Annotated in this window: 23 protein-coding genes and 1 pseudogene; 15 read left to right on the plus strand and 9 right to left on the minus strand. The window is 72.7% G+C overall.

Features of this window, described 5'->3' with window-relative positions; translation table 11 throughout:
• The first annotated feature begins 93 nt into the window (after positions 1-93).
• The 7 genes from ABZ459_RS08945 (at position 94) to ABZ459_RS08975 (ending at position 5,750) form a co-directional block, all read left to right on the plus strand.
• Positions 94-861, plus strand: a complete 768-nt coding sequence (locus ABZ459_RS08945; protein ID WP_357967778.1) for a metallophosphoesterase — start codon at positions 94-96, stop codon at positions 859-861.
• Positions 862-922: 61 nt separating this feature from the next.
• The gene (locus tag ABZ459_RS08950) at positions 923-1,366 is read left to right on the plus strand and encodes an SRPBCC family protein (protein WP_357967781.1); all 444 of its coding nucleotides are present in this window, start codon (positions 923-925) and stop codon (positions 1,364-1,366) included.
• Positions 1,363-2,526 carry an ArsA family ATPase gene (locus ABZ459_RS08955; RefSeq protein WP_357967783.1) on the plus strand — a complete coding sequence of 388 codons (1,164 nt, stop codon included), beginning with the start codon at positions 1,363-1,365 and terminating at the stop codon, positions 2,524-2,526. The genes ABZ459_RS08950 and ABZ459_RS08955 overlap by 4 nt, the downstream gene beginning before the upstream one ends.
• A 39-nt stretch (positions 2,527-2,565) precedes the next feature.
• Positions 2,566-2,961, plus strand: a complete 396-nt coding sequence (locus ABZ459_RS08960) for a DUF5304 family protein (protein WP_357967786.1) — start codon at positions 2,566-2,568, stop codon at positions 2,959-2,961.
• Between the two features lie 13 nt (positions 2,962-2,974).
• Positions 2,975-3,907 (plus strand): ROK family glucokinase, encoded by a 933-nt coding sequence (locus tag ABZ459_RS08965; RefSeq protein WP_357967789.1) that lies wholly within the window; start codon positions 2,975-2,977, stop codon positions 3,905-3,907.
• A 39-nt stretch (positions 3,908-3,946) separates the two neighbouring features.
• Positions 3,947-4,606, plus strand: coding sequence for an endonuclease/exonuclease/phosphatase family protein (locus ABZ459_RS08970; RefSeq protein WP_357967791.1), 660 nt, complete (start codon positions 3,947-3,949; stop codon positions 4,604-4,606).
• A 37-nt stretch (positions 4,607-4,643) separates the two neighbouring features.
• Positions 4,644-5,750 carry a hypothetical protein gene (locus ABZ459_RS08975; RefSeq protein WP_357967793.1) on the plus strand — a complete coding sequence of 369 codons (1,107 nt, stop codon included), beginning with the start codon at positions 4,644-4,646 and terminating at the stop codon, positions 5,748-5,750.
• A 9-nt stretch (positions 5,751-5,759) separates the two neighbouring features.
• On the opposite strand, the gene ABZ459_RS08980 is transcribed toward ABZ459_RS08975, so the two are convergent.
• Together ABZ459_RS08980 and ABZ459_RS08985 are read right to left on the minus strand one after the other, a co-directional pair.
• Complete coding sequence (locus ABZ459_RS08980; protein ID WP_357967796.1) at positions 5,760-6,251, minus strand: hypothetical protein; 492 nt, start codon at positions 6,249-6,251, stop codon at positions 5,760-5,762.
• 46 nt (positions 6,252-6,297) lie between these two features.
• Positions 6,298-7,056, minus strand: coding sequence for an alpha/beta fold hydrolase (locus ABZ459_RS08985; protein ID WP_357967798.1), 759 nt, complete (start codon positions 7,054-7,056; stop codon positions 6,298-6,300).
• Positions 7,057-7,203: 147 nt separating this feature from the next.
• Between ABZ459_RS08985 and ABZ459_RS08990 the strand changes: the two genes are divergently transcribed.
• Positions 7,204-7,911: a lysophospholipid acyltransferase family protein gene (locus tag ABZ459_RS08990; protein ID WP_357968483.1), complete on the plus strand. Its 708-nt coding sequence runs from the start codon at positions 7,204-7,206 to the stop codon at positions 7,909-7,911.
• 50 nt (positions 7,912-7,961) lie between these two features.
• Here ABZ459_RS08990 and ABZ459_RS08995 read toward each other — a convergent pair whose 3' ends face one another.
• Positions 7,962-8,417: a MarR family transcriptional regulator gene (locus tag ABZ459_RS08995; RefSeq protein ID WP_357967800.1), complete on the minus strand. Its 456-nt coding sequence runs from the start codon at positions 8,415-8,417 to the stop codon at positions 7,962-7,964.
• A gap of 80 nt (positions 8,418-8,497) precedes the next feature.
• Here ABZ459_RS08995 and ABZ459_RS09000 point away from each other — a divergent pair, with 80 nt between their 5' ends.
• Positions 8,498-8,932 carry a DoxX family protein gene (locus tag ABZ459_RS09000; RefSeq protein ID WP_357967802.1) on the plus strand — a complete coding sequence of 145 codons (435 nt, stop codon included), beginning with the start codon at positions 8,498-8,500 and terminating at the stop codon, positions 8,930-8,932.
• Between the two features lie 166 nt (positions 8,933-9,098).
• Here the strand turns inward: ABZ459_RS09000 and mmuM are convergent, their stop codons facing one another.
• The 3 genes from mmuM to ABZ459_RS09015 form a co-directional block, all read right to left on the minus strand.
• On the minus strand, positions 9,099-9,965 hold the full coding sequence (mmuM, locus tag ABZ459_RS09005; protein WP_357967805.1) for a homocysteine S-methyltransferase: 867 nt from the start codon (positions 9,963-9,965) through the stop codon (positions 9,099-9,101).
• 533 nt (positions 9,966-10,498) lie between these two features.
• Positions 10,499-13,024, minus strand: a complete 2,526-nt coding sequence (locus tag ABZ459_RS09010) for a VIT domain-containing protein (protein ID WP_357967807.1) — start codon at positions 13,022-13,024, stop codon at positions 10,499-10,501.
• Complete coding sequence (locus ABZ459_RS09015) at positions 13,021-13,713, minus strand: helix-turn-helix domain-containing protein (protein ID WP_357967810.1); 693 nt, start codon at positions 13,711-13,713, stop codon at positions 13,021-13,023. Before ABZ459_RS09015 ends, ABZ459_RS09010 begins: the two co-directional genes overlap by 4 nt.
• A 116-nt stretch (positions 13,714-13,829) precedes the next feature.
• On the opposite strand from ABZ459_RS09015, the gene ABZ459_RS09020 reads away from it, so the two are divergent.
• Together ABZ459_RS09020 and ABZ459_RS09025 are read left to right on the plus strand one after the other, a co-directional pair.
• On the plus strand, positions 13,830-14,297 hold the full coding sequence (locus ABZ459_RS09020) for a DNA starvation/stationary phase protection protein (protein ID WP_357967813.1): 468 nt from the start codon (positions 13,830-13,832) through the stop codon (positions 14,295-14,297).
• 250 nt (positions 14,298-14,547) lie between these two features.
• A complete protein-coding gene (locus ABZ459_RS09025) occupies positions 14,548-15,570 on the plus strand; it encodes an alkaline phosphatase PhoX (protein WP_357967815.1) in 1,023 nt (340 codons plus the stop codon).
• Between the two features lie 34 nt (positions 15,571-15,604).
• Here ABZ459_RS09025 and ABZ459_RS09030 read toward each other — a convergent pair whose 3' ends face one another.
• Entirely contained in the window at positions 15,605-16,198 is a 594-nt protein-coding gene (locus ABZ459_RS09030) for a TetR/AcrR family transcriptional regulator (protein WP_357967818.1), read from the minus strand.
• Positions 16,199-16,332: 134 nt separating this feature from the next.
• Here ABZ459_RS09030 and ABZ459_RS09035 point away from each other — a divergent pair, with 134 nt between their 5' ends.
• A complete protein-coding gene (locus ABZ459_RS09035) occupies positions 16,333-18,540 on the plus strand; it encodes an MMPL family transporter (RefSeq protein ID WP_357967821.1) in 2,208 nt (735 codons plus the stop codon).
• Here ABZ459_RS09035 and ABZ459_RS09040 read toward each other — a convergent pair.
• Positions 18,497-19,354, minus strand: coding sequence for a helix-turn-helix domain-containing GNAT family N-acetyltransferase (locus ABZ459_RS09040; RefSeq protein WP_357967823.1), 858 nt, complete (start codon positions 19,352-19,354; stop codon positions 18,497-18,499). The two genes, ABZ459_RS09035 and ABZ459_RS09040, sit on opposite strands and share 44 nt — an antisense overlap.
• A 94-nt stretch (positions 19,355-19,448) precedes the next feature.
• On the opposite strand from ABZ459_RS09040, the gene ABZ459_RS09045 reads away from it, so the two are divergent.
• Positions 19,449-20,348, plus strand: coding sequence for a beta-propeller fold lactonase family protein (locus tag ABZ459_RS09045; protein ID WP_357967826.1), 900 nt, complete (start codon positions 19,449-19,451; stop codon positions 20,346-20,348).
• A gap of 382 nt (positions 20,349-20,730) precedes the next feature.
• Positions 20,731-21,690 (plus strand): annotated as a pseudogene (locus tag ABZ459_RS09050) (N,N-dimethylformamidase beta subunit family domain-containing protein); the annotation flags it as partial.
• A gap of 197 nt (positions 21,691-21,887) precedes the next feature.
• On the opposite strand, the gene ABZ459_RS09055 reads toward ABZ459_RS09050, so the two are convergent.
• Positions 21,888-22,613: a Clp protease N-terminal domain-containing protein gene (locus tag ABZ459_RS09055; protein ID WP_357967827.1), complete on the minus strand. Its 726-nt coding sequence runs from the start codon at positions 22,611-22,613 to the stop codon at positions 21,888-21,890.
• Between the two features lie 171 nt (positions 22,614-22,784).
• Between ABZ459_RS09055 and ABZ459_RS09060 the strand changes: the two genes are divergently transcribed.
• Complete coding sequence (locus ABZ459_RS09060; protein ID WP_352331196.1) at positions 22,785-23,810, plus strand: 6-phosphofructokinase; 1,026 nt, start codon at positions 22,785-22,787, stop codon at positions 23,808-23,810.
• The last annotated feature ends 106 nt before the right edge of the window (positions 23,811-23,916 follow it).

Consider the following 23,916-nt stretch of genomic DNA (forward strand, 5'->3'; position numbering starts at 1 on the left):
TTACCGCCTTAAGTTACGCGCCGGTAGCATCGTCATGGGAGCGTTATGAAGGGCGTTCATCACGCTAGCAGCCGTCCCACCTAGGATTTCCCCATGAGGGTCCACGTGGTGAGTGACGTGCACGGCAGGGCCGACGCGCTGGCCCGGGCGGGCGAGGGCGCCGACGCGCTGGTGTGCCTGGGCGACCTGATCCTCTTCATCGACTACGACGACCACGCCAACGGCATCTTCGCCGACCTGTTCGGCGCGGAGCGGGCCGCCGAGTTCATCGCCCTGCGCACGGCCAAGCGCTTCGACGAGGCCAGGGCCATGTCGGCGCGCCTGTGGGCCACCCTCGACGGCGACCCGCGCGAGCACATCGAGCGCAACGTGCGCGCCCAGTACGCCACCCTCTTCGCCGCCATGCCCACCCCCGCCTACCTCACCTACGGCAACGTGGACATTCCCCGCCTGTGGCCCGACTACCTCAAACCGGGCCATCAGGTGCTCGACGGCCAGGTGGTGGAGATCGGCGGCCTGCGCTTCGGCTTCGTCGGCGGCGGGCTCAAGACCCCCTACCGCACCCCGTACGAGATCGGCGACGAGGAGTACGCCGCCAAGGTCGAGGCGATCGGCGAGGTCGACGTGCTGTGCTGCCACATCCCGCCCGCCCTGCCCGAGCTGCTCTACGACGTCGTGGCCAGGCGCTTCGAGCGCGGCAGCGAGGCCACGCTGGCGGCCATCCGGCGCACCCAGCCGCGTTACGCCCTGTTCGGCCACGTGCACCAGCCGCTCCACCGCCGCGCCCGCATCGGCCGCACCGAGTGCGTGAACGTCGGCCACTTCCGCGGAAGAGGTGAGCCGTTCGTCCTGGAATGGTGAGCCGGGCGGCCCGTGACCGGCGCTCCGCCGCAACGGGCGGATTCTGCATTACGGTGGTCGCATGGCTGATCGCACCACTTCGAGCACCACCATCGGCGCCGGCCGCGCAGAGGTCATGGCGGTCATCGCCGACTTCCCCGCCTATCCCGAATGGGCCGGATCGATCAAGCGCGCCGAGGTCGTCAGTACGGGCGCCGACGGGCGGCCCGAGCAGGTGCGGTTCGTCCTCGACGCGGGCGTGATCAACGACACCTACACCCTGGCCTACACCTGGGACGGCGACGAGGGCGTGCGCTGGCAGGTGGTCGAGCCGGGCAAGATGGTCGGCGACCTGCGCGGAAGTTACCAGCTCGCCGAGACGGGCAGTGGCACCGACGTGACGTACGAGCTCACCGTCGACCTCACGGTGCCCATGATCGGGATGATCAAGCGCAAGGCCGAGAAGGTGATCGTGGACACCGCGCTCAAGGGGCTGAAGAAGCGCGTCGAGGGCCGTCCCCGGTGAACCCCAGGGTCCTGCTCTTCACCGGCAAGGGCGGCGTGGGCAAGACCACCGCCGCCGCCGCGACCGCCACGCTGGCCGCCGAGCGCGGGCTCAAGACGCTGATCGTCTCCACCGACACCGCCCACTCGCTGGCCGACGCGCTCGCCGTCGAGCCCGGCGAGATCGCGCCGGGCCTCCACCTGCACCAGGTCGACACGCAGAAGACGCTGGAGCGCCACTGGGGGGAGCTGCAGCACTACGCCAGGGGCGTGCTCACCGAGCTGGGCCTCGACGAGATCACCTCCGAGGAGATCACCGTGCTGCCCGGCGCCGAGGAGGTCATCGCCCTGCTCGAACTGCGCGAGCACGCCCGCCAGGGCGCCTGGGACGTCATCGTGATCGACTGCGCCCCCACCGCCGAGACGCTGCGGCTGCTGGCCCTGCCCGAGGCGCTCGACTGGCACGTCACCAGGCTCATGCCGGTCGGCCGCAAGCTCGTCAAGGTCGTCTCGCCGTTCATGCGCAGCGTGGCCCGGGTCAGCGCGCCGGGCGACGACGTCATGAACGCCGCCGAGCGTTTCCACCGCGGGCTGATGGAGGTGCGCGAGCTGCTCACCGGCGACAGCGCGTCCGTGCGGCTCGTGCTCACCCCCGAGGCCGTGGTGCTCGCCGAGGCCAGGCGCACCCTCACCTCGCTCAACCTGTACGGCTACCGCGTCGACGCCGTCATCGCCAACCGCGTCTTCCCGGCCGGCGGCGCCGACGAGTGGCGGGCCAACTGGGTGACGGCCCAGGCCAAGCTGCTGGCCGAGGCCGAGGAGTCGTTCGCGCCGCTGCCCGTCCACACCGTCCCGTACCTGCCCGCCGAGCCGGTCGGCCGACGCGCGCTGGCCGAGGTGGGCGCCTCCGTCTACGGGGAGACCGACCCGTTCGCGGCGCCCGCCGTCGAGCCGCCGCTGCGGCTGAGCGCCGACGAGCTGACGCTCGCCCTGCCCGGCGCCGACCGCGACGACGTCGACCTGGCCCGCAAGGGCGACGAGCTCATCATCACCGCCGGCCCGTACCGCAGGATCCTGGCGCTGCCCGCGGCGCTGGCCCGCAGGAAGATCGGCTCCGCCGTGCTCCGCGACGGCGCGCTGAGAATACGGTTCAGTGTGGGGAGCGAATCCGGCTCCGAATGAGTTGAGCAGGATGAGCGAACCATACGCAGGGAGGGCCAGATGACCGAGAACAACGACAGAGACCCCATCGGCACCGTGGCCGACGAGGCGCGCAAGCTGTTCGAGACGATCCAGGGACGCGCCACGCGCCAGGTCGGCAAGACCGTCTACAACTCCTTCACGGGCGGCGGCGCCCGCAAGGAGCGGGACGTGTGGAGCGAGGCGGTGTCCGAGCCCCACGACGAGTACATCTGCCGCGCCTGCCCGGTGTGCCGGGCGATCGCGGCGCAGCGGGAGTCGGGCTCCGACGTGACCGGCCACCTGGTGGCCGCAGGCGGCGAGCTGTTCGCCGCGGTGCGCGGGGCCTTCGACGCGCTGAGCAGGCCCGCCCCCCGCGGGCCGCGCGACACCCGTGACCGCGACCGCGGCGACGTGGAACACATAGATCTGGGATAGGGAGACACGCGGCATGCTCACGATCGGTGTCGACATCGGCGGTACCAAGGTCGCCGCGGGCGTGGTCGACGACAACGGCGAGATCGTCGAACACACGCTCAGGCCGACCGCGGCCGACCGGCCCGACGTGGTCGCCGACACGGTCGCGGACGTCGTCCGCGAGCTGTCGGAGGGAAGGGACGTCGAGGCGGTCGGCGTCGGCGCGGCCGGGTTCGTCGACGAGACCCGCTCGATCGTGCGTTTCGCCCCCAACCTCGCCTGGCGCGAGGAGCCGCTGCAGAAGAAGATCGGCGACCTGGTCGGCCTGCCCGTCGTGATCGAGAACGACGCCAACGCCATGGCCTGGGGCGAGACCAGGTTCGGCGCCGGGCGCGGCCAGTCCCACGTGGTCTGCCTGACGCTCGGCACCGGCATCGGCGGCGGCATCGTCATCGACGGCGCCCTCTACCGCGGACGCTGGGGCATGGGCGCCGAGCTCGGCCACATGCAGGTCGTGCCCGACGGACGGGTGTGCGGCTGCGGCAACATCGGCTGCTGGGAGCAGTACGCCAGCGGCCAGGCCCTGGTCAAGGAGGCCAGGGAGATCGCCGCCCGGCAGCCCGACCGCGCCGAGATCCTGCTCGGCCTGGCCGGCGGCCGGATCGAGGGCGAAGAGGTGACCGAGGCCGCCCGGCTGGGCGACAAGGCCTCGCTGGCCGCCTTCCGCAGCCTGGCCGACTGGCTCGGGCAGGGCATGGCCGACCTGGCCGCCGTGCTCGACCCCGGCTGCTTCATCGTCGGCGGCGGCGTCTCCCGGGCCGCCGACCTGTTCCTCGACGAGGCCCGCGAGGTGTTCGCCAGGCAGCTCACCGGCCACGGCCACCGGCCGCTCGCCGAGATCCGGCTGGCCGAACTGGGCGCGTCCGCGGGCGTGGTCGGGGCCGCCGACCTGGCCAGGCGGCGCTAGCGCGTGCTGGTCAGGGTCGCCTCGTACAACGTGCGGAGCATGCGTGACGACGTGCCCGCGCTGCGCCGGGTGCTCGCCGCCATGCGGGCCGACCTGGTGTGCGTCCAGGAGGCGCCGAGGTTCGCCCGGTGGCGGGCCAGGCGCCGGGCCCTGGCCGAGGCCGGCGGGCTGCGGGTGGCCACGCCGGGACGCGCCGGCGGCGTGTGCGTGCTGGCCGGGCCGCGGGCCCGGGTGCTGGAGTCGCGGCTGCACCGGCTCAAGGCGTTCCCCGGCCTGGAACGGCGGGTGCTGGCCGTCGCCGTCGTCGAGATCGGCGGCGCGCGGCTGGCCGTCGGCTCGCTCCACCTCGACCTCCACCTCGCCGCCCGGCTGCGGCACGCGGGCGAGGCCGTGTCCCTCATGGAACGGGCGGCCGCCGCGCACGACGCCGCGATCGTGGTCGGCGCCGACGTCAACGAGCGGGGGCACCAGCCGGCCTGGCGTTTCCTGGCCGCCCGGCTGTCCGACTGCCACGCCGTCGCGCCCGCCGGCGACGGGCTGACCTTCCCCGCCGCGCGGCCCGCCGAGCGCATCGACGCGGTGTTCGCCGCGCGCGAGGCACGTGTCCTGTCCTGCGGGGGAGTGGCGGCCGGGAACGCCGATCTGGCCGGGGCCAGCGACCATCTGCCGGTGCTCGCCGAGTTGCAGGTTGGACTCTGACGGGCGAGCCGCCCGGGGCAGCCCGTAGCATTTGTTCATGACCCGTCGCTCTCAGCGGCGTGCGCTCTCCGTCCTTCTGGCGACGTCCGTGGCCTTGCCGCAGGTCACGCCCGCCGCGCATGCCGAGCCCCGTCCCGCCGCCGAGGCGTGGCAGAAGTCGACGAGCGCGCGTCTCGACGCGGACGGCTCGCTCTCCGACGTGCTCGCCGTCTCGCCGGGCGACGTGTGGGCGGTCGGCCAGCAGGAAATCTGGGACGTCTGGAAGAACCGCGGCACGATCCGCCACTGGAACGGCACGTCCTGGAACGAGGTGGCCGTGCGCGACGCCACCGCCGCGGGCAACCTGCGCGGCCTGGCCGCCGCCGGGGCCTCCGACGTGTGGGCCGTCGGCGACGGCCACGACGGCCTGCCCTACCTGGCCCACGGCGACGTCACGGGCTTCGACCGGGTCCGGCCGCAGGGGCTGCACGCCGGCGACTGGCTGGGCGGCATCGACGCCAAGCCGGGCCGGGTGGTCGCGGTCGGCAGCCGGGAGAAGTCCGGGCTCATCCTCACCGGCCAGGGCAACACCTGGACCGTCCAGGAGACCAAGGAGAAGGGCGCGCTCTACGCGGTCGCCTCGGGCTTCGCCGTCGGCGACACCGGCGGCGCGCCGCTGATCATGCACTACACGTCGGGGGCCTGGAAGTCGATGTCCGTGCCCGCCGTCCCCGGCGGCTACCTGCGCGACATCCAGGTCGACAGCTCCAAGCGGGCGGTGGCCGTCGGCGGGGTCTACCACGGCCCCGGCGAGATCTCGCCACTCGTGCTCACCTGGAACGGCAAACGCTGGCAGCGCCTGGCGATCCCGGCCACCGGCGCCCGCCTCTACGGCGTCACCGGCGACGGCAAGGGCCGCTACTGGATGACCGGCTACGACCCGGAGCAGGCGGCCCAGCCGTTCGTGATGCGCTGCGAGAAGGACGCCTGCCAGATCATCCGCGGCGCCGCGGAGAAGGGCCGCAGCAGCGTACGCCTCCAGGCGGTGGCCTACCTGGCCGGCAAGGGGGCGCTGTGGGCGGTCGGCCACGCCGTCGACACGGCCGACCGCTACACCGACGTCGTGGAGTCCTTCGCCCCCCGCACCACCACGGCCAAGTCGTAGCGGGCCGGCCTACAGCACGGCGCCGTCGTCCCAGCCCGAGTCGTTGGGCGGGCCGTCGCCCATGCGCACGACCAGCGCCACGAACCCGCCGATGAACGCCGCCACCGCGGTGAACAGCGCCCACCCCTCCATCTGCCAGCTCGCCATCGCCGCCACCAGCAGGTAGGCGGGCCCGCCGAACAGGGCCACCCACGCGAGCTTGGTGGGCAGGTCGAGCTTGGGCAGCGGCGGCGGGGGAGGCGGCTGGAAGTGCCCCTCGTCCTCGTCGTCGTCGCGGTCATGGTCATGGTCATGGTCATGGTCGCGGTCGCGGTCGTCGCGGTCGGGCTCGTCCTGGTCGAGTTCGAGCTCCTCGGACGGTTTGACCACCCTGCGGGTGGGCTCGGCGGGCACGTTCTCGCTGTCCGGCCATGGCTGGTCGGCCGAGTCGCGCTCGGCTGTGTCGTTGAAGGACGCGACGATCTGCCGCCAGACCTCGTCCTCGTCACTCTGGGGCGTCACCTAGATGGGCCTCTCCGCAGCGATCGCGACTTCCCCCTGGGTGCGATCAGTCCCTCTGCAAGGGTACCGAGGCATGTGTCCGGATGAAGTCGAGGCTACCGGCAAAGATCCTGTCGGCATCGTTGTCAAGCGTCGCAACATGGTAGCTGTCCGTGAGCTCCTCGATCGTGGCCTGCGGGACCTTCTGGCGAATGATCGCCACACTCGTCGGTTTCACCACATGGTCGTCGCGGCTGTGGAAGACCAGCAGCGGCTGGGTGACCTTCGCCAGGTCGGCCTGCACCAGCGACCACAGCCCCGGCAGCGACGCGGCCGCCTTGACGGGCGTACGGGCGTAGGCCAGCTCGGTCACGCCGGGCTTCTTGACGTCGTTGGCGACGCCGGGCACCGACGGCAGGAACCACTTCAGCAGCGGCGCCAGCCTCAGCAGCGGCACGTCGCTGGCGATGGACGGGTTGACCACCACCACGCCCCTGACCGCGTCACCGTGCACCTCGGCCAGCCGCAGCGCCAGGCAGCCGCCCAGTGACAGGCCCGCCACGAACAGCTCCGAGCAGCGCCCCTGGAGATCGGCGAACGCCTTCTCCACCTCGGCGTACCAGTCTTCCCAGCGGGTGCGGTTCATCTCCTGCCACGTGGTGCCGTGCCCGGGCTGGCGGGGCAGCGAGACGCTGACCCCATGGCCCGCCAGGTACTCGGCCCAGGGCCGCAGCGACTGCGGCGTGCCGGTGAACCCATGGCACAGCAGCACACCGACCTGACCCGCTCGGTGGTGGTAGGGCTCCGCGCCTGGCATGAGCGGCATAACAGCTCCTTGACGCAATTTCATCCCGGAACTGCCCGATCGTCGCACGTTCGGGGGTGATTGTGCGAGAGCTGGTGTAGTTGCATCTCGCCAAGGATGGGAAGATGACTCTGCTCAATCACGATGTCCTGGGGAAGAGGTGACCGGGTGTTCTACTGGGTGGTCAAGGCCATCTTGAAGCCGATCCTCATGCTCTTCCGTCCGTGGACGGAGGGTGGGGACAACGTACCCAAGCAGGGGCCCGCGATCCTGGCCGGAAACCACCTCTCCTTCGCCGACCACTTCTTCGGCCCGCTGCAGATCCGCCGCAAGGTGATCTCGCTCGGCAAGGCCGACTACTTCACCGGCACCGGCATCAAGGGCTTCTTCACCCGGCTGTTCTTCAGCGGCGTCGGCACCGTGCCGATCGACCGCTCCGGCGGCAAGGCCAGCGAGGCCGCGCTCCGCACCGGCCTGCGCATCCTGCGCGAGGGCAACGTCCTCGGCATCTACCCCGAGGGCACCCGCTCGCCCGACGGCCGCCTCTACAAGGGCAAGACCGGCGTGGCCCGGCTCGCGCTGGAGTCGCGCGTGCCGGTCATCCCGTGGGCGATGGTCAACACGTACGAGATGATGCCGCCCGGGCGGCTGTTCCCCAAGCTCGGCATCCGGCCGGGCGTCCGGTTCGGCAAGCCGCTCGACTTCTCCCGCTACTACGGCATGGAGGACGACCGGCTGGTCCTGCGCGCGGTCACCGACGAGATCATGTACGCGCTGATGGAGCTGTCCGGCCAGGAATACGTCGACAAGTACGCCGCCAGCGCCCGGGTCGAGATGGAACGCGCCCGCCGCGCCGCCGCCAAGGCCGGCTCCTGAGGGCGCTTGTTCGCTTCTTCGATCAGACCTGGGCCCGCTCGCCTTCGCGGTCAGCTCCTGAGGGCCTGTTCGCTTTTCGTCATCGCGCTGGTCAGTGAGGTCAGCTCCGCGCGGCTGAGCCGGTCGATCAGGTAGTCCCGCACGACCTCCACGTGCCCGGGGGCGACGCGTTCCAGACAGCGCTCGCCCGCGTCCGTGAGCACCGCCAGCACCCCGCGGTCGTCGGACGGGCACGTGGCGCGCTCCACCAGCCCCGCCTTCTCCAGCTGCGTGATCTGGTACGTCAGCGCGCTCTTGGACACCACCACGCCCCGGGCCAGCTCGGTCATGCGCATCCGGCGCTCGGGGGCGGCCGACAACCGCACCAGGATCTCGTACTGCGGGTGCGTCAGCCCGGCCGCGGCCTTGAGCTGCTCCTCGATACGCCGTTCGAGCAGGTGGGAGGCCGACAGGAAGGCGCGCCAGGCGGCCATCTCCGTCTCGTCGAGCCAGCGGGTGTCCGTCACGTCCCAAGTGTACTTGTTGTTCAGATTTGAACTACCGGTAGAGTGGTTGTTCAAATCTGAACGACTCCCTTGGAGGAGCCATGATCGACCAGGCGCGTCCCATCGCCCTGCTGCTGGCCAGGATCGCCATCGGGGTGATCTTCCTGGTGCACGGCTACCAGAAGTTCGCCGACATGGGCATCGCGGGCACCACGAAGTTCTTCGAGTCCGCGGGCATCCCCCTGGCCGGAGTGGCCGCGCCGGCCGTGGCTGTGCTGGAGGTGGTCGGCGGCATCGCGCTGATCCTCGGCGCCGCCCTGCCGATCGCGGGCACGCTGCTGGCCCTCGACATGATCGGGGCGATCGTGTTCGTCCACGGCTCCAGCGGCTTCGGGGCCGGTGAGGGAGGCTACGAGTTCGTCCTCGCGCTGGCGGCGGCGAGCCTGGCGGTGGGATTCACCGGCGGCGGCGCCCTGGCGCTCGACGCCCTCCTCGGCCGTCGCCGCACCACGGCTCCGGCGACCGCCCAGCTGTAGCGGCCCGCCCGTTACGGCCGCTCGCGACCCTCGCGCGCCCACGCCTCCGGCGCGGCGTGCGCGAGGGTCCCGCGGCTCGGCATGGCGTGCCTGCGGGCTCTCCCCTTTCGGACGCCGTTCGTAGGGGGCCGGGGCTTCCGGCGTGCCGGTGACGTCTCGCCGGGCGTCAGGTCAGGTGGGCGCGGATCTGCCTGATGTGCTCAGGCGTCGTACGGCAGCAGCCGCCGATCAGTGACGCCCCGGCGCGCTCCCACTCCTTGGCGGCCAGGCCGTACTCCACCGGGTCGGACAGGCCCAGCCAGCGGCGCCGCTCGGCGTCCCACGTCTCGCCCGAGTTCGGGTAGACCACGACGGGCAGTCCGCCGGACAGCCGGGCGACCAGCCCGGGGATGTGCCGCGGCGCCGTGCAGTTGACGCCGACCGCCACCACCTGCGGGTTTCCGGAGAACAGCGCGGCGGCCCGGTCGATCGGGGTGCCGTCGTTGATGTGCTCGGCGTCGCGGCAGGAGAAGCTCACCCACGCCTTGACCTCCGGCGTGGCGGCCAGCAGCCCGGCCAGCGCCCGCGCCTCGGCGTAGGACGGGATGGTCTCGCAGGCCAGCAGATCGGCGCCGGCGGCGGCCAGGATCTCCCAGCGCGGACGGTGCCAGGCCAGCAGGCCCTCTTCGTCGAGGTCGTAGTCGCCGGTGTACTCGGCGCCGTTGGCCAGATAGGCGCCGTAGGGGCCGACCGAGGCCGCCACCAGGCCGCGACCGGCCTCGTCGCGGGCCTGCCCGGCCAGCTCGACCGACAGCCTGATCAGCCGCTCGGCCTCGGACCGGTCGAGCCCGCGCCGCTGGAAGCCGGGGATGGTGGCCTGGTAGCTCGCCGTGGTCGCCACGTCGGCGCCCGCCGCGTAGTAGTCGGCGTGCACCCGCCTGATCAGCTCGGGCTGCTCCAGCAGCAGGCGCGCCGACCAGAGCTCGTCGCGCAGATCCGCGCCGAGCGACTCCAGATGGGTGGACAGGCCGCCGTCCAGGACGAGTGTGCTCACCCGTCCAGAATAGGAGGCCGCGGGGGATGGTGGCACATGGGAATGACACGCCTTTTCTTTGGGACGCCTGAATATCGCGGCTGAGATATCGCCGGGCGTGGAATTCATAATGGGTCGTGGGGGTGCGGAGCTCATTCGTGCGCCGGTACGCGGGTGTGCCGGGTCGTTCGCGGCGCGGGGGCTCGTCCTGGGATGCCGCCGGTCCTTGAGTGCCCACCGTAAGGCCCGTCACGTCGGGGATCGCGGGTTGTCGGGATGATTAAGCAGTAAATCGGCGAAGAATCCGGATTTCCCGCCTTTGATGGAAACGGTGTTTTTTGGAAACACCGATGCCGTCAAGTCCGGTCCAGCCCAACCGGCCCCGCTACCCGCCGAGTCGCCACACCCCACCAGCGCACCGCCGGACCGCTGGGCTGCTGGGCGGTTGAGCCGTTGGAGGGTGGGGCGCTGCGGTGCGCTTCCGCGTCGGGCCGTCTCTGGATGGTGGTGGCAGCGCTGCGGGGTGGCACAGCGCTGCCGGGGTCAGCTGAGCGTCAGCTGCGTTTCCAGAAGGGGCGGCGGCGCTTGCCGGGGTCGGGGTCGGCTGCGGGAGAGGAGCCCGGGATGTCGGGAGGGGTCGGGTCGCCTGGGGCCAGCGGGCCGTCCTTGGGGAGCGGGTCGCCTGGGGCGATGGGGTCCTCCGGCGGGGTGGGCAGAGTGGGGTCGGCGGGGGTGCCGGTGAGGGTGGCCAGGGTTTGGACGGCGTGGTCGTGCAGGGCGCGGATGTCCGTGCCGGGACGCTCGGCCGCTTCCAGGTCGCGGGCCAGCGCCGCCAGCACCTCGTTCCCGCCCAGATACGCCGCCAGCGCCGCCAGACGCGAGCCCAGGTCGGCCAGGTACAGCGCGTTCGGTACGCGCATCGCCTTGAGCCGGTCCAGTTCGACCTGCAGTTGCGGCCTGACCGACTCCAGCCGGTGCGCGGGGCGCGGCGACGACGGAGGCGCGAACTTGGGCGAAGCCCCGGACCCAGGGCCGCCACCGGAACCGGGCGCGGACGGCGTCCCGCCGCCGGGGACGGGAGGCGGGGGACCGGCAGGACCGCCCGCGAGGGGCGGGGCCGGGAAGGGGGCGTCGGCCGGGGAAGGGACGCCGAGCGGAGGCGGCGCAGAGAAGCCCTGGTCGAAGGAGGACGGGGCCGGCGGCATCATGCGGGGAGCGCTCGCGGGCCGCGCCATCGTCATCGCCTGCGCCACGAACCCCCCGCCCATGGACGGGTTCGGCGGCAGCTCCCACCCGCTGGGCGGCTCGACCGGCTGGATGACCCGGTGCTCGGGCGCGCCCTCCGCGACCTGCCTGGTGTCGATCGCCACGTACGCCGCGAACCGGCACAGCACGCCGTTCTCCAGCGAGACCTCGACGATCCGCGACTCCAGGCCGTGCTCGCCCATGGCGTACCGGTCCTCCAGCTCACGCAGGTGGGCGCGGGCCCAGACGGCACGGAGGGCTGGACTGTCGGTGGTCACCCCCGTGACCCGCTCCTCCCACGGCCCCTCGGCCGACGTGCCGCGCACGGTGACGGCCTCGGCGCCCTCGCGGCACCGTCCGTACACACGGAGCGGCACCCCCGGGAAGATCGAGCCGAGGTGGGTCACCGTGCCGGGCTCGGTCTCCAGCCCCTTCAGGGACAGGTCCGTCACCAGCGGCGCGCCGATCCTGCGGTGGATCTGCTCCATCGCCGCGTCGAGCCGGTCCTCGGACTCGACCAGCTCGCACCGGCCGGCGCCCAGCCCGGCGAGCCGGCCGAGGAACCCGGCGTTCACCGCCCGGTCGATGCCGACCGTGTGCACCCGCATCGCCGACAGCGCGCCGCCGGCCTGCTCCAGGATCTGGTCCTCGTTGCCCACCTGGCCGTCGGTGACCAGCACCACCACCCGCTCCCTGCCGCCGGGCGCGCCGAGGAGCGCGATGGCGCGGCGGAGCGGTTCGAGCAGCTCGGTGCCGCCGCGCGCGTCGACCCGCGCGAGGTGCTCGACCGCGCGGTACCGGTTGCGGTCGGACGCCTCCACCAGCCCCTCGAACGCCGCCTCGACCACCGAGTCGAACGTCAGCACGTTGAAGCGGTCGTGGGCGGTCAGCGTGTCGACGATGCGCGCCGCCGCCCGCCGCGCCGCGACCATCTTCCAGCCGCCCATGCTGCCCGAACGGTCGAGCACCAGCACCACGTCCCGCGGCGCGCGGGCGGCCTGGAGGGCGGGTGGGACGACGGTGAGCGCGAACGTCCCCCGCCCGTCGAACTGCAGGGACGTGGACGCCTCGAACGACAGGCGCAGGATGAAGTCGCGGTCGAGGCGCTCGCCCGGACGCAGGCGCACGGTGTGGCCGTCCTCCTCGACCACGTGCAGGCTGGAGGCCAGCTCCCGCAGGTCGAGCCCGGAGGCGTCGACGCGGGCGGTGAGCGAGAGCCGTACGGGGCTGGGGAAGCCGGGCAGCAGCACCGGCGGCGTGATCCTCGACGCGTCGGGCACGGCGTCGGTGTCCGGCGCCACCCCGGAGCCCGCCGGTTCGCCGTCGAGCGGGGTGCCAGGGACGTACCGCGGGGCCACGACGAGCGGGAACCGGAACGTCGCCGCGCCGTCCTCGTAGGGGAGGGGCTGGCTCATCGTCAGCCGGACCGAGACGCGTTCGCCGGGCAGGATGTTGCCCACCCTGATGGTGAACACGTCGGGCCGGTCCTCCTCGGCGATGGCCGCCCGCCTGCCCTCGCGCAGCGCCTGGTCGTAGTCGGCCCTGGCCTGGCCGCGCTCCTTCAGCACGCCCTCCACGACCCGGTCGTCGGCCTCCATCCTGAACCCCGTCACCGCCGCCCGGTCGGGCAGCGGGAAGACGTAGGTCGCCTCCAGCGTGACGTCGAACGGGTTGCGGAACCCCTGCTCGACCTCGACCCCGGCGACGAGCCCGGCGATGTCGGCGTGCACGTCCACGCTGTCCAGCGGCAGGTTTCCGCGCTCGGTCAGCAGCGCGCCGAACCCGGCGTCCGGCACCGGCAGGCACCGTGCGGGCTCCAGCGAAGTGATCTTCACAGCAGTCTCCTCTCTACGAGCACCGCGAGCAGCGGCCCAGCCGCCGCCAGCACCGCCTGAACGTCGTCCTCGGACGGAGGCCGCCCCCCGTCCCACATCACCCGCACACCGTCCGCGAGCACGACCCCCGCGACCGGCCCACCTCCGGCGCGCTCGCCTTCCGCGCCAGCGCCGCCGGGCCGTTCGCTCTCGGCCGGGGCGCGGCGGCCCGGCCGTTCGGCCCAGAAGCGTTCGCGGCCCGGTTCGCCTCCGGCCCGCCCGCCCGGCTGGCCGCCGAAGGTCCCGTTCGTCGTCGCGGTGACGGACGCGGGCCCCGCGAAGGGCGGGCCGTCCAGCGGAGGACGAGGAACCGCCCGCCCCTCACCCGCGGACGGCACGTCGGCGAGACCGGCGGCCGCCGCCAGCGTGGCGTTCGTCGCGCCGGCCAGCGCCGTCTGGATCTCGGCGATCGAGTGCCCTTCCGCCTGCATGCGCTTGACGGCCACCAGTTGCAGCAGGTGCCGCCGGCCGTAGCGGGCGATCCTGCCGCGCCGGGTCAGGGGCGGGTCCACGAGGCCGATGGTGGTGTACCACCTGATCAGGCGTTCCCCTGGCACGTCGCGGACCCGGCCGTTGACCGGCTGGGCGCCCGCGCGCAGCGCCTGCGCCGCGTGCTCGGCCAGCTCGCCGATGGTCCAGGTGTCGCTCATACCTCCACAATGACACTGTCACTATTACACTGTCAATGATGGAAAGATCGGAAGAATCCAGCTGCGGATGACGTTGTAACCAGGCATAAGCACCACTGAAGGGGAGGAAATACGACATGGCTACGATCACCGGTCCGCTCTCGGGTGAAGCCAAGAACACTGTCGCCGAAGCCCTGCAGGGCGCCCTGGTCGATCTGATCGATCTGTCGCTGATCGCCAAGCAGGCGCACTGGAACCTCGTCGGCGCCCATTTCCGCCCGATTCACCTCCAGCTCGACGAGCTGACCGACCTGGCCCGTACCCACATGGACACCATCGCCGAGCGGGCGGTCGCCCTCGGCGTGAACCCCGACGGGCGTTCGGCGACCGTCGCCAAGTCCACCCAGCTCCAGCAGCCCGAGCGCGGCTGGCTTGAGGACGGCAAGGTCGTGGCGACCGTCACCGACATCCTCGACGGCATCAGCAAGCGCATGTACGAGCGCATCCGCGCCACCGACGAGGCCGACCCCGTCAGCCAGGACCTGCTCATCGCCGTGACGCAGGACATCGACAAGCAGCACTGGATGTTCCAGGCCCAGCGCTGACCGCGCGCGGCCGCCGGCCGCACCATCCGAAAAGCCCGGGCACGACCACAGTGCCCGGGCTTTCGCGTGCCCGCCCCCAAGGTGGGCGATCTTCGCCCCAGTGGGTACGGACTGTCACGCATCGTCCAGGGGCCGCCGGCGATCCCGCGCCACGACGGAGCGCGGGGTTTGCGCAGAGTTTGATGTCACGAGTCCTTGCCATTCATGTCGGTGCGGTCGACTAGCGTGGCACCTAGAGGGAGGCCCCACGATGTCCCACAAGACTCTCCTCCGCACGGGCCCGCTCTTGCAGGGCGGCATCAGCCCGTACGGGCCGCTCACGCCGGCGTCCGCCGACGGGCTCGCGCTCCCGCCGGGCTTCACCGGCCGGGTGGTGGCCCGGTCGGGTGACAAGGTGGCCGGGCTCACCTGGCACGCCGCGCCCGACGGCGGCGCCTGCTTCCCCGACGGCGCCGGCTGGATCTACGTCTCCAACTCCGAGCTGCCCCTGCTCGGCGGCGCCTCCGCGGTGCGTTTCCGCGCCGACGGCACGGTCGCCGACGCGTACCGCATCCTGTCCGGCACCGACCTCAACTGCGCGGGCGGCGCCACGCCGTGGCACACCTGGCTGTCGTGCGAGCTCGGCGACCGCGGCCGCGTCTTCGAGTGCGACCCCTACGGCGCCCGCGCGGCCCGCCCCCGCCTGGCCATGGGCCGCTTCCGGCACGAGGCCGCCGCCTGCGACCCCGAGCGGCGCGTCGTCTACATGACCGAGGACGAGCACGACGGCTGCTTCTACCGCTTCCGTCCCGGCGACTGGGGCGACCTGACGGAGGGCACGCTGGAGGTGTTGTGCGCCTCGGGCGGATGGCGGCCGGTGCCGTCCCCGGCCGCGCTGCTCACCGCGGCCCGCCACCAGGTCGAGGACGCCCGCCACTTCGACGGCGGCGACGGCTGCCACTACGCGGGCGGCGTCTGCTACTTCACCACCAAGGGCGACACCGGCCTGTGGGCCTACGACGCGCAGACCTCCACGCTCGACCGGCTGTGCGAGGGTGTGCGCGCCATCACCGCCGCCCCCTCGGGCGACCTCTACGTGGCCAGGGAGACGACGGAGATCGACGTCATCGCGCCCGACCGGGCCGTCACACCGTTCCTGCGGCTCACCGGGCACGACGGGGCCGAGCTCACGGGGCTGGCGTTCTCGCCGAGGGGCGACCGGCTCTACTTCTCGGCCAGGCGCGGCCGCACCGAGGGCCACACCTTCGAGGTCCGCGGCCCCTTCCGCCCCTGACCACACCCTCTCGGGCGCAGACCGGGCCCCGGGCTCAGGTCAGGTAGCGGACCAGCATGAGCTTGAGCTCGGCCACGAGCTCCGCGCCGCGCTCCGGCGTCGCCGGTCCCAGCATGGGCAGCACCGCCTTGACCATGGCCAGCGCCATCGTCGCGTTGAGCAGCGCCCGCTCCTGCGGCAAGCCGGGCGAACGCCGCCGCAGCAGCGCCGCGATCCGCTGCGCCAGTGAGGCGTGCATACGCTGCCCGGCCGCCGCGAGCCGGTCGCCGGTGGCCGACCCGTACAGCAGCGACCAGTACGCCGGCGACTCGGCCTTGAACGCCACGCTCTCGTCCACGAGCTGCCCCACCAGTGCCTCCAGCGGGACGTCCGGGGTGACCGCGGCCAGCCGGGCCGCCCAGAACTCGTCCCGGTCGTCGGTGTAGCGGGACACCAGGCCGTCCAGGATCTCCTCCTTGTTCCGGAAGAACTGGTACAGCGACCCGGGGGAGAGCCCGGCCCGCGCGGCGACCTGGTTCGTCGTCATGTCCGGATAGCCGATCTCGGCGATCACCGACTCCGCGGCGTCGAGGATCTCGGCCATCCGCTTCAGGCCGCGCGCCTGCCTGCGGACCGCGCGTTCAGGCATGGGTCACCTCGTTGACAAATACGAGCATTTACTTGTATTTCTGGTCTCGACAGCGAAACACGAGCAGTTTACCGAGTTTCATCGGGAGATCCCATGCGAACCTGCCCATCGGGCCCTGCGCGGGCGGTGCCCGCGTGGCCGTGAACGTCGCCACCCGTGGCCCGCGCGCCGCCACCGAGCCGCCGCTGCGCAGGCTGGGCCACCTCCTCGTCCGCCGCCGCCGGATCGTGCTGGCGCTGGCCGCGCTCGTGCTCGTCGTCGCGGGCGTCCTGGCCGCCGGCACGGTGTCCCGTCTCTCCCTGGCCCGCTTCGAGGCGCCGGGCTCGGAGTCCGACAGGGCCCAGGCCGAGCTCGTCCGCCGGTTCGGCACCGGCAGCCCTGACCTGGTCTTCCTGGTCACCCCGAAGTCGGGCACCGTCGACGACCCCGCGGCCGAGGCGGCGGGCCGCGCCCTCACCGACCGGATCGGCCGCTCGGACGGCGTCGCGGAGTCCTCCTCGTACTGGACCAGGGGCAGGCCCGCCACCCTGCGCAGCCAGGACGGCCGGCACGCGCTGATCGTGGTGCGCGTCCCCGGCGACGCCGACCACGTGCGGACGCGGGTGCTGCCCGAGCTGGTGCCGCGGATCGTGGGCGAGCAGGGCCCGCTCCAGGTGCGGGCCGGCGGAGGGGAGGAGGTGTTCCGCGAGACCGTGCCGCTGGCCAGGCAGGACTTCGTCCGGGCCGAGCTGGTGATCTTCCCGCTGGCGTTCGTGCTGCTCTGGCTCTACCAGCGGCGCGTGATGGCCGCCCTGGCGCCGATCCTGGCCGGGGTGGTGGCCATGATGGTCGGCCTGGCCCTGCTGCGCGGCGTCCTGGTGTTCGCGGAGATCTCCACCTTCGCCCTGAACCTCACCCTCGCCATGGGCCTCGGGCTCGGCATCGACTACTGCCTGTTCGTCGTCCAGCGCTTCCGCGAGGAGGTGCGCGACGGACGCGACCGTGCGGCGGCCGTCGCCGGAGCCGTCGAGCACGCCGGGCGGACCGTGCTGTTCAGCGGCCTCACGGTGGCCGCCTCTCTGGCCGTGCTGTTCGCGCTGCCCTTCGACTTCCTGCGCTCGTTCGCCTACGCGGGCATCGCGGTCGTGGCCGGCGGCCTGTTCGCGGCGGTGGTCGTGCTGCCCGCCGTGCTGGCCTCGGCCGGCGGCACGATGCTGCCCAGGCCGGGGCGTCCCGGGCGCGGCGCGGGCGTCCGAAGCGGAGGACGGGCCGGCGGCGCCGGGTTCTGGCACGGCCTGGCCGTCCGGGTCATGCGCCGGCCGGTGGTGTCCGGCGGCCTGGCGGCGGCGCTGCTGCTGGTGCTCGCCTCGCCCTTCCTCGGCCTGCGCTTCGGCACGGCCGACGACCGCATCCTGCCGCCGGAGGCGTCCTCGCGGCAGACCCAGGAGGTCATCCGGCGGACCTTCCCGGCGGAGGAGACCGACGCCATCCAGATCGTCTCGGCGGGGGCGGCGCGGGCCGCCGACGTCTCGGCGTACGCGATGCGGCTCTCGCAGGTTCCCGGGGTCGCCCAGGTCGACTCCGCCGCCGGCGCCCATGCGGCCGGGCGGCGGGTGGGCGACGGCGACCCGGCCCGCTTCCGCGGGCAGGGCGCCTGGCTGTCGGTGGTGCCCTCCGCCGCGGCGCTGGCCGGCGACCCCGTCCGGCTGGTGGAGGCGGTACGGGCGGTGCCGCCGCCCTTCGAGGTCCTGGTCGGCGGCTATCCCGCCGAGCTGGCCGACTACCGCGCCTCGGTCGTGGACCGCCTGCCGCTGGTGCTGGCGCTCATGCTGGGCGTCACGTTCGCCGTGCTGTTCCTGATGACCGGCAGCCTGGTGCTCCCGCTCAAGGCGACCCTGCTGAACGTCCTCAGCCTCGGCGTCATGTTCGGCGCCCTCGTCTGGGTCTTCCAGGAGGGCCACCTGGCGGGCCTGCTCGGCTTCACCCCGACCGGCACGCTCGACCCGAGCATCCCGATCCTCATGCTCTGCGTCGCCTACGGCCTGTCGATGGACTACGAGGTCTTCCTCCTGTCCAGGATCAAGGAGGAGTACGACAGGACGGGCGACACCGAGCAGGCCGTCGCCACCGGCATGCAGCGCGGCGCGCCCCTGATCACCGCGGCGGGCGGCATCCTGGCGCTCACCTTCGCCGCCTACGCCACGGCGCGCGTGGCGTTCGTGCAGATGCTCGGGGTCGGCATGGCCGTCGCGGTGCTGGCGGACGCCACCGTGATCAGGGCGGTGCTGGTGCCGAGCCTGATGCGCCTGGCCGGGCCGCTCAACTGGTGGCCGCGAGGTCGAGCGACCACATCTCCTCGGTGACCTCGGCGCCGTTCTCCACGCCCTGCTCCGCCGACTCCAGCTCGAACCCGGACGCCTGGTAGATACGCCGCGCGCTCACCAGGCAGTCGCGCGTCCACAACGTGATCCGCCGGTAGCCCCTGGCCCTGGCGTGGCGCAGGCACTCGGCCACCAGGCGCCGGCCGATCCCGAGGCCCCTCGCCGACGGCTCGACCAGCAGCATGCGCAGCTTGGCCGTCGTGTCGTCCTGGTGCACGCAGAACACGCATCCGGCGCGCTCGCCGTCGACCTCGGCGATCCAGCCGGCGTCGCGGGCGGGGTCGTAGGCGCCCACGATCCTGGCCACGAGCTGCTCGAACTCGGTGCCCCAGCCGTACTCCTCGCTGTAGAGGGCGCCGTGCCGGTAGGCGACCCAGCCCAGGTCGCCCGTCCGCGGGGGCCTGATCACGTACGACCGGGCGGCGGGCTCGCCGAGCAGCCGCCTGATCGTCGCCATGCTGCCGACCAGCAGCGCCCGGTCCGCCTCGGGCAGGCCGCCGAGCAGCCGTTCGATCTCCTCGGCCGAGCGGCGGTCGAGCCCGGCGAACGTGGCGGCGCCCGCCTCGGTCAGCCGGACGAGCTGCTTGCGGGCGTCGGCGGCCGACCGCTCGCGGGCGATCAGCCCGTCGCCCTCGAAACGGGCGAGGATCCGGCTCAGGTAGCCCGCGTCGAGGTCGAGCAGGCCGCGCAGCTCGCCGGTCTCCATGCTCTCGGCGTGCGCGAGCTCGAACAGCACCCTGACTTCCGTCAGCGAGTAGGGCGAGTCGAGCATGCCTGCCTGGAGGACGCCGATCACTTTCGTATAGAACCGGTTGAAGGCTCTGATCTCAGAAACCCTTGCCTCCGTCAACGAACTCATTGCCCCAGTCAACCATAAGAAGGATCCCGTTGTGAACCTCTACATAGGCGGCTACGGCCCCGGCATCGTCACGGTGGGCGGCGAGCTGACCCGCGTGGCCTCGCCGTCGTTCCTGGCCGCCCACCCCACCCTGCCGGTGCTGTACGCGGCCGGCGAGCTGCAGCGCGGCTGGCTCACCGCCTTCACCACCGAGGGCGGCCTGTCCCCGCTGGACGAACGGTCCAGCGACGGCGACAGCCCCTGCCACGTCGCCGTCCACCCCTCGGGGAGCCTGCTGGCCGTGGCCAACTACGGCGACGGCACCGCCGGCCTGCACCACCTGGACGAGCGGGGCGCGTTCACCGGCGACCCCGTCGTCCTGCGGCACGAGGGCTCCGGCCCCGACCCCGACCGCCAGGCCGGATCGCACGCCCACATGTGCGTCTTCCACGGCGACGTCCTGCACGTCTCCGACCTGGGCACCGACGAGATCCGCCGCTACCGCCTGGACGGTTCCCCGCTCGACCCGATCGCGCTGGCCCCCGGCACCGGCCCCCGCCACTTCGCCTTCGCCGGCGACCGCCTGTACGTGGCCGGCGAGCTGGACGGCACCGTGACCCTCGTCGAGGGCGAGCGCCGCACCGTCGTGCCCGCCTCGCGCGCCGGGGGCGACAACGCGCCCAGCCACCTGCAGCTCGACGGCGACCTGGTCTACGTCGCCAACCGCGGGCCCGACACGGTCTCGGTGCTGCGCGCCGCCGACCTGTCCCCGGTGGCCGAGGTGCCCTCGGGCGGCGCCTGGCCCCGGCACTTCGCCATCGCCGGCGACCGCCTGTACGTCGCCAACCAGAACTCCGGCGAGGTGACCGTGTTCGCGCTGGAGGACGGGGTGCCCGTGCCGGCCGGTCAGTCGTACGAGGTGCCCAGCCCGTCCTGCGTGCTGCCCGCGTAGGAACGCCGGGAAGGGCGCGGCCCGGTGTAAGGATCTGGCCAAGTCGTGGCCCGGCCCCGTGGCGGGCCACGACGATGGCCGGGTGCGCAAGCTCCTGCTGCTCCTCGCCCTGCTGATCGCCGTCCTGCCGGCCGCCGGATGCGGCGGCGGTCCCGTGCGCCCGGCGCCGTCCGCGTCGCCCGCGCCGCCCGTCCCGCAGCCCTCGGAGACGGGCCGGCCGTCGCCGCCGCCGGTGAACGCGGGGGAGTCCTGGCGGATCACCACCCGCGGGGCCGACCACGAGATCGAGGGCTACGCCGACCACGTGAGCGTCCTGCCCGGCCGGCCCTTCGCCCTGCACGTCTCCACCACCGCCCCGCGCTTCACCGCCGGCGCGTTCAGGATGGGGGCGCATCCCGCCAAGGTGTGGGAGTCCCCGCAGGTGGAGGGCGTGCGCCAGCCTCCGGCCAGGACCGTGGACGGCACGGTGACCGCCGCCCACTGGAAACCCTCGCTCACCGTGGACACCCGAGGCTGGACGGAGGGCGCGTACCTGATCAGGCTCGACGCCTCGACCGGCGCCCAGCGGTACGTGCCGATCACCGTCCGCTCGGCCTCCACCCGGGGCCGCGTGGTGATGGTGAACGCGGTCACCACCTGGCAGGCGTACAACCTGTGGGGCGGCCGCAGCCTGTACCTGGGCCCCGGCGGTTTCGCCGGCCGCTCGCGCGAGGTCACCTTCGACCGCCCGTACGACGGCGGCGGCGCCCGCCTGTTCCTCGACTTCGAGCAGTCGGCCCTGGCCGTGGCCGAGCGCAGCGGCGTGCCCCTGGCCTACCTCACCAGCCTCGACCTCGGCCCCGGCGTGCTGGACGGCGCGCGGGCCGTGGTCTCGCTCGGCCACGACGAGTACTGGTCGCCCGCCATGCGCACGGCCGTCACCAAGGCCAGGGACAGCGGGACGAACCTGGCCTTCCTCGGCGCGAACGCCGTCTACTGGCGCATCGCGATCAAGGGCAGGACGGTCGCCTGCGACAAGGAACGGCTCTGTCCGCTGTGGCGGGACTCCCGCCCGGAGAGCGCCCTGGTGGGCCAGATGTACGACTGCTTCCCCGCCCAGGGCGCCTACACGGTCCGCAGGCCGGGCCACTGGATCTTCGCGGGCACCCGGGGCCGGCGCTTCCCCGGCATGGTCGGCCCGGAGACCGACAAGGTCTCGCGCGGCTCGCCGAAGGGCGTGGAGGTGCTGGCCGACTCGCCGTTCTCGTGCGGGGGACGGGGGACGACGTCGCAGAGCACGTACTACACGGCGCCGAGCGGGGCGGGGGTGTTCGCGTCGGGCACGATGCGCTGGGTGTGCGCGATGCGGGGCAAGCGCTGCGGCCACGGCGTCCCGGAGTCCGCGGCCGCCTTCACCCGCCGCGCCACGGCGAACGTGCTCACCCGGTTCGCCGCCGGCCCGGCCGGGCTCTCCGAGCGCCCCGCCCACCCTCCGCAGGGCCGCGCGGGCCCGCCGGAGAACGCCGCGCCCGGGAGCGGCCCGAGGGCGGCCCGGGGGCGCTATGAGTGGCGCTCGCGCAGGATCGCCGCCAGCCGGTCCCTGATCTCCCGCTCGGCCGCCTCCTTGTGCACGCCGAGGTCGGCGAGGGCCCGCACCACCGGGCCCTCATCCAGGGAGAGCACGCCGAGCAGCAGGTGCTCGGTGCCGACGTAGTTGTGCCCGAGCCGCAGGGCCTCGCGCAGGGTCAGCTCCAGCGCCTTGGTGCTCTGCGCGGAGAACGGCAGGGTGACGGGCGACTGCCCGCCGCCGGGCCCCATGGCCGCCGTGACGGCCTCCCTGACCGCCTCGGGAGAGGCCCCGAGCGTGGCCATGGTCGAGGCCGCCAGCGCCTCGGGCACGTGCAGCAGCCCGAGCACCAGGTGCCCCACCTCGATGTGGTCGTGCCCCGCCAGGCGCGCCTCCTCCTGGGACTTGACCACCGCGACCCGGGCCTTGTCGGTGTAGCGGGCGTAGTTGCGCAGGTCGTCGGCCAGGGAGCCGCTCTCCTTGACCACGAACCGCTTCTGCGCGGCCTGCTTGGTCACGCCCATGCTGCGGCCGATGTCGGTCCAGGAGGCGCCGGAGTGGCGGGCGTGGTCCACGAAGTGGCCGATCAGGTGGTCGGCCACCTCTCCGAGGTGCTCGCCCAGCGTGACGGCGTCGGAGAGCTGGCCGAGCGGGTCGCCGTCCGGATGACGGCTCTTGATGGCGGCGATGAGGTCGTCGAGACGTACGGATTCATCCATGCGTCAACCATAGGTTGACGGTGCTTCATCGTCAACCCTGGGTTGACGGTCTCTCCTGTCAGGAAATGATCGAGGGCCGGGCGTTTGGTCTAGACCACTGAGCGCCGCGGCAGGCACAATGCGAGCTGTCACCGAGCAATGGTTCGTGAACCCCATCGGGAGGAACCCGCCATGCGTATAGGAGTGCTCACCGGAGGCGGAGACTGTCCGGGTCTCAACGCCGTCATCAGGGCCGTGGTGCGTAAGGGGGTGAGCACGTACGGCCATGAGTTCGTGGGGTTCCGCGACGGCTGGCGCGGGCCCCTGGAAGGCGACACGATGCCGCTCGACATCCAGGCCGTACGAGGCATCCTGCCGCGGGGCGGCACCATTCTCGGATCCTCCCGCACCAACCCGATCAAGATCGAGGGCGGCGTCGACCGCATCAAGGAGAACCTCGCTGCCACCGGCGTCGACGCCCTGATCGCCATCGGCGGCGAGGACACGCTCGGCGTGGCCAAACAGCTCTACGACCGCGACGTCAAGGTCGTGGGCGTGCCCAAGACCATCGACAACGACCTGTCCGGCACCGACTACACCTTCGGCTTCGACACCGCGGTCAACATCGCGATGGAGGCCATCGACCGGCTGCACACCACCGCCGAGTCCCACCACCGCGCGCTGATCTGCGAGGTCATGGGCCGCCACGCGGGCTGGATCGCGCTGCACGCGGGCATGGCCGGCGGCGCGAACGTGATCCTCATCCCCGAGAAGCCGTTCGACATCGACCGGGTCTGCGAGTACGTAGAGTCCCGCTTCCGCACCCGGTACTCGCCGATCATCGTCGTGGCCGAGGGTGCCCACCCGATCGAGGGCCAGATGGAGCTGCAGACCGGCACCCTCGACGCGTTCGGGCACGTCCGGCTCGGCGGCATCGGCGAGGTGCTGGCCAAGGAGATCGAGAAGCGCACCGGCAAGGAGGCCCGGACGACCGTGCTCGGCCACATCCAGCGCGGCGGCACCCCGACGGCCTACGACCGGGTGCTGGCCACGAGGTTCGGGCTGCAGGCGATCGACGCCGCGCACGAGGGCGACTACGGCACGATGGTCGCGCTGCGCGGCACCGACATCGTCCGGGTCGGGCTCGACGAGGCGACGGCCGAGCTGAAGACCGTGCCGGCGTCCCGGTACTCCGAGGCCGAGGTGTTCTTCGGCTGAGGTGTTCTTCGGGGTGAGGCTCGCTACGGCTGGCTGAAAGCGGCTTGCAAGCGCCGGGCCGTACCTTCTGGGCAGCGGGGTTACCGCTTACAACCCCCCTCGGGGT

The organism is Nonomuraea sp. NPDC005692 (genome assembly GCF_040631115.1).
Lineage (GTDB): Bacteria > Actinomycetota > Actinomycetes > Streptosporangiales > Streptosporangiaceae > Nonomuraea.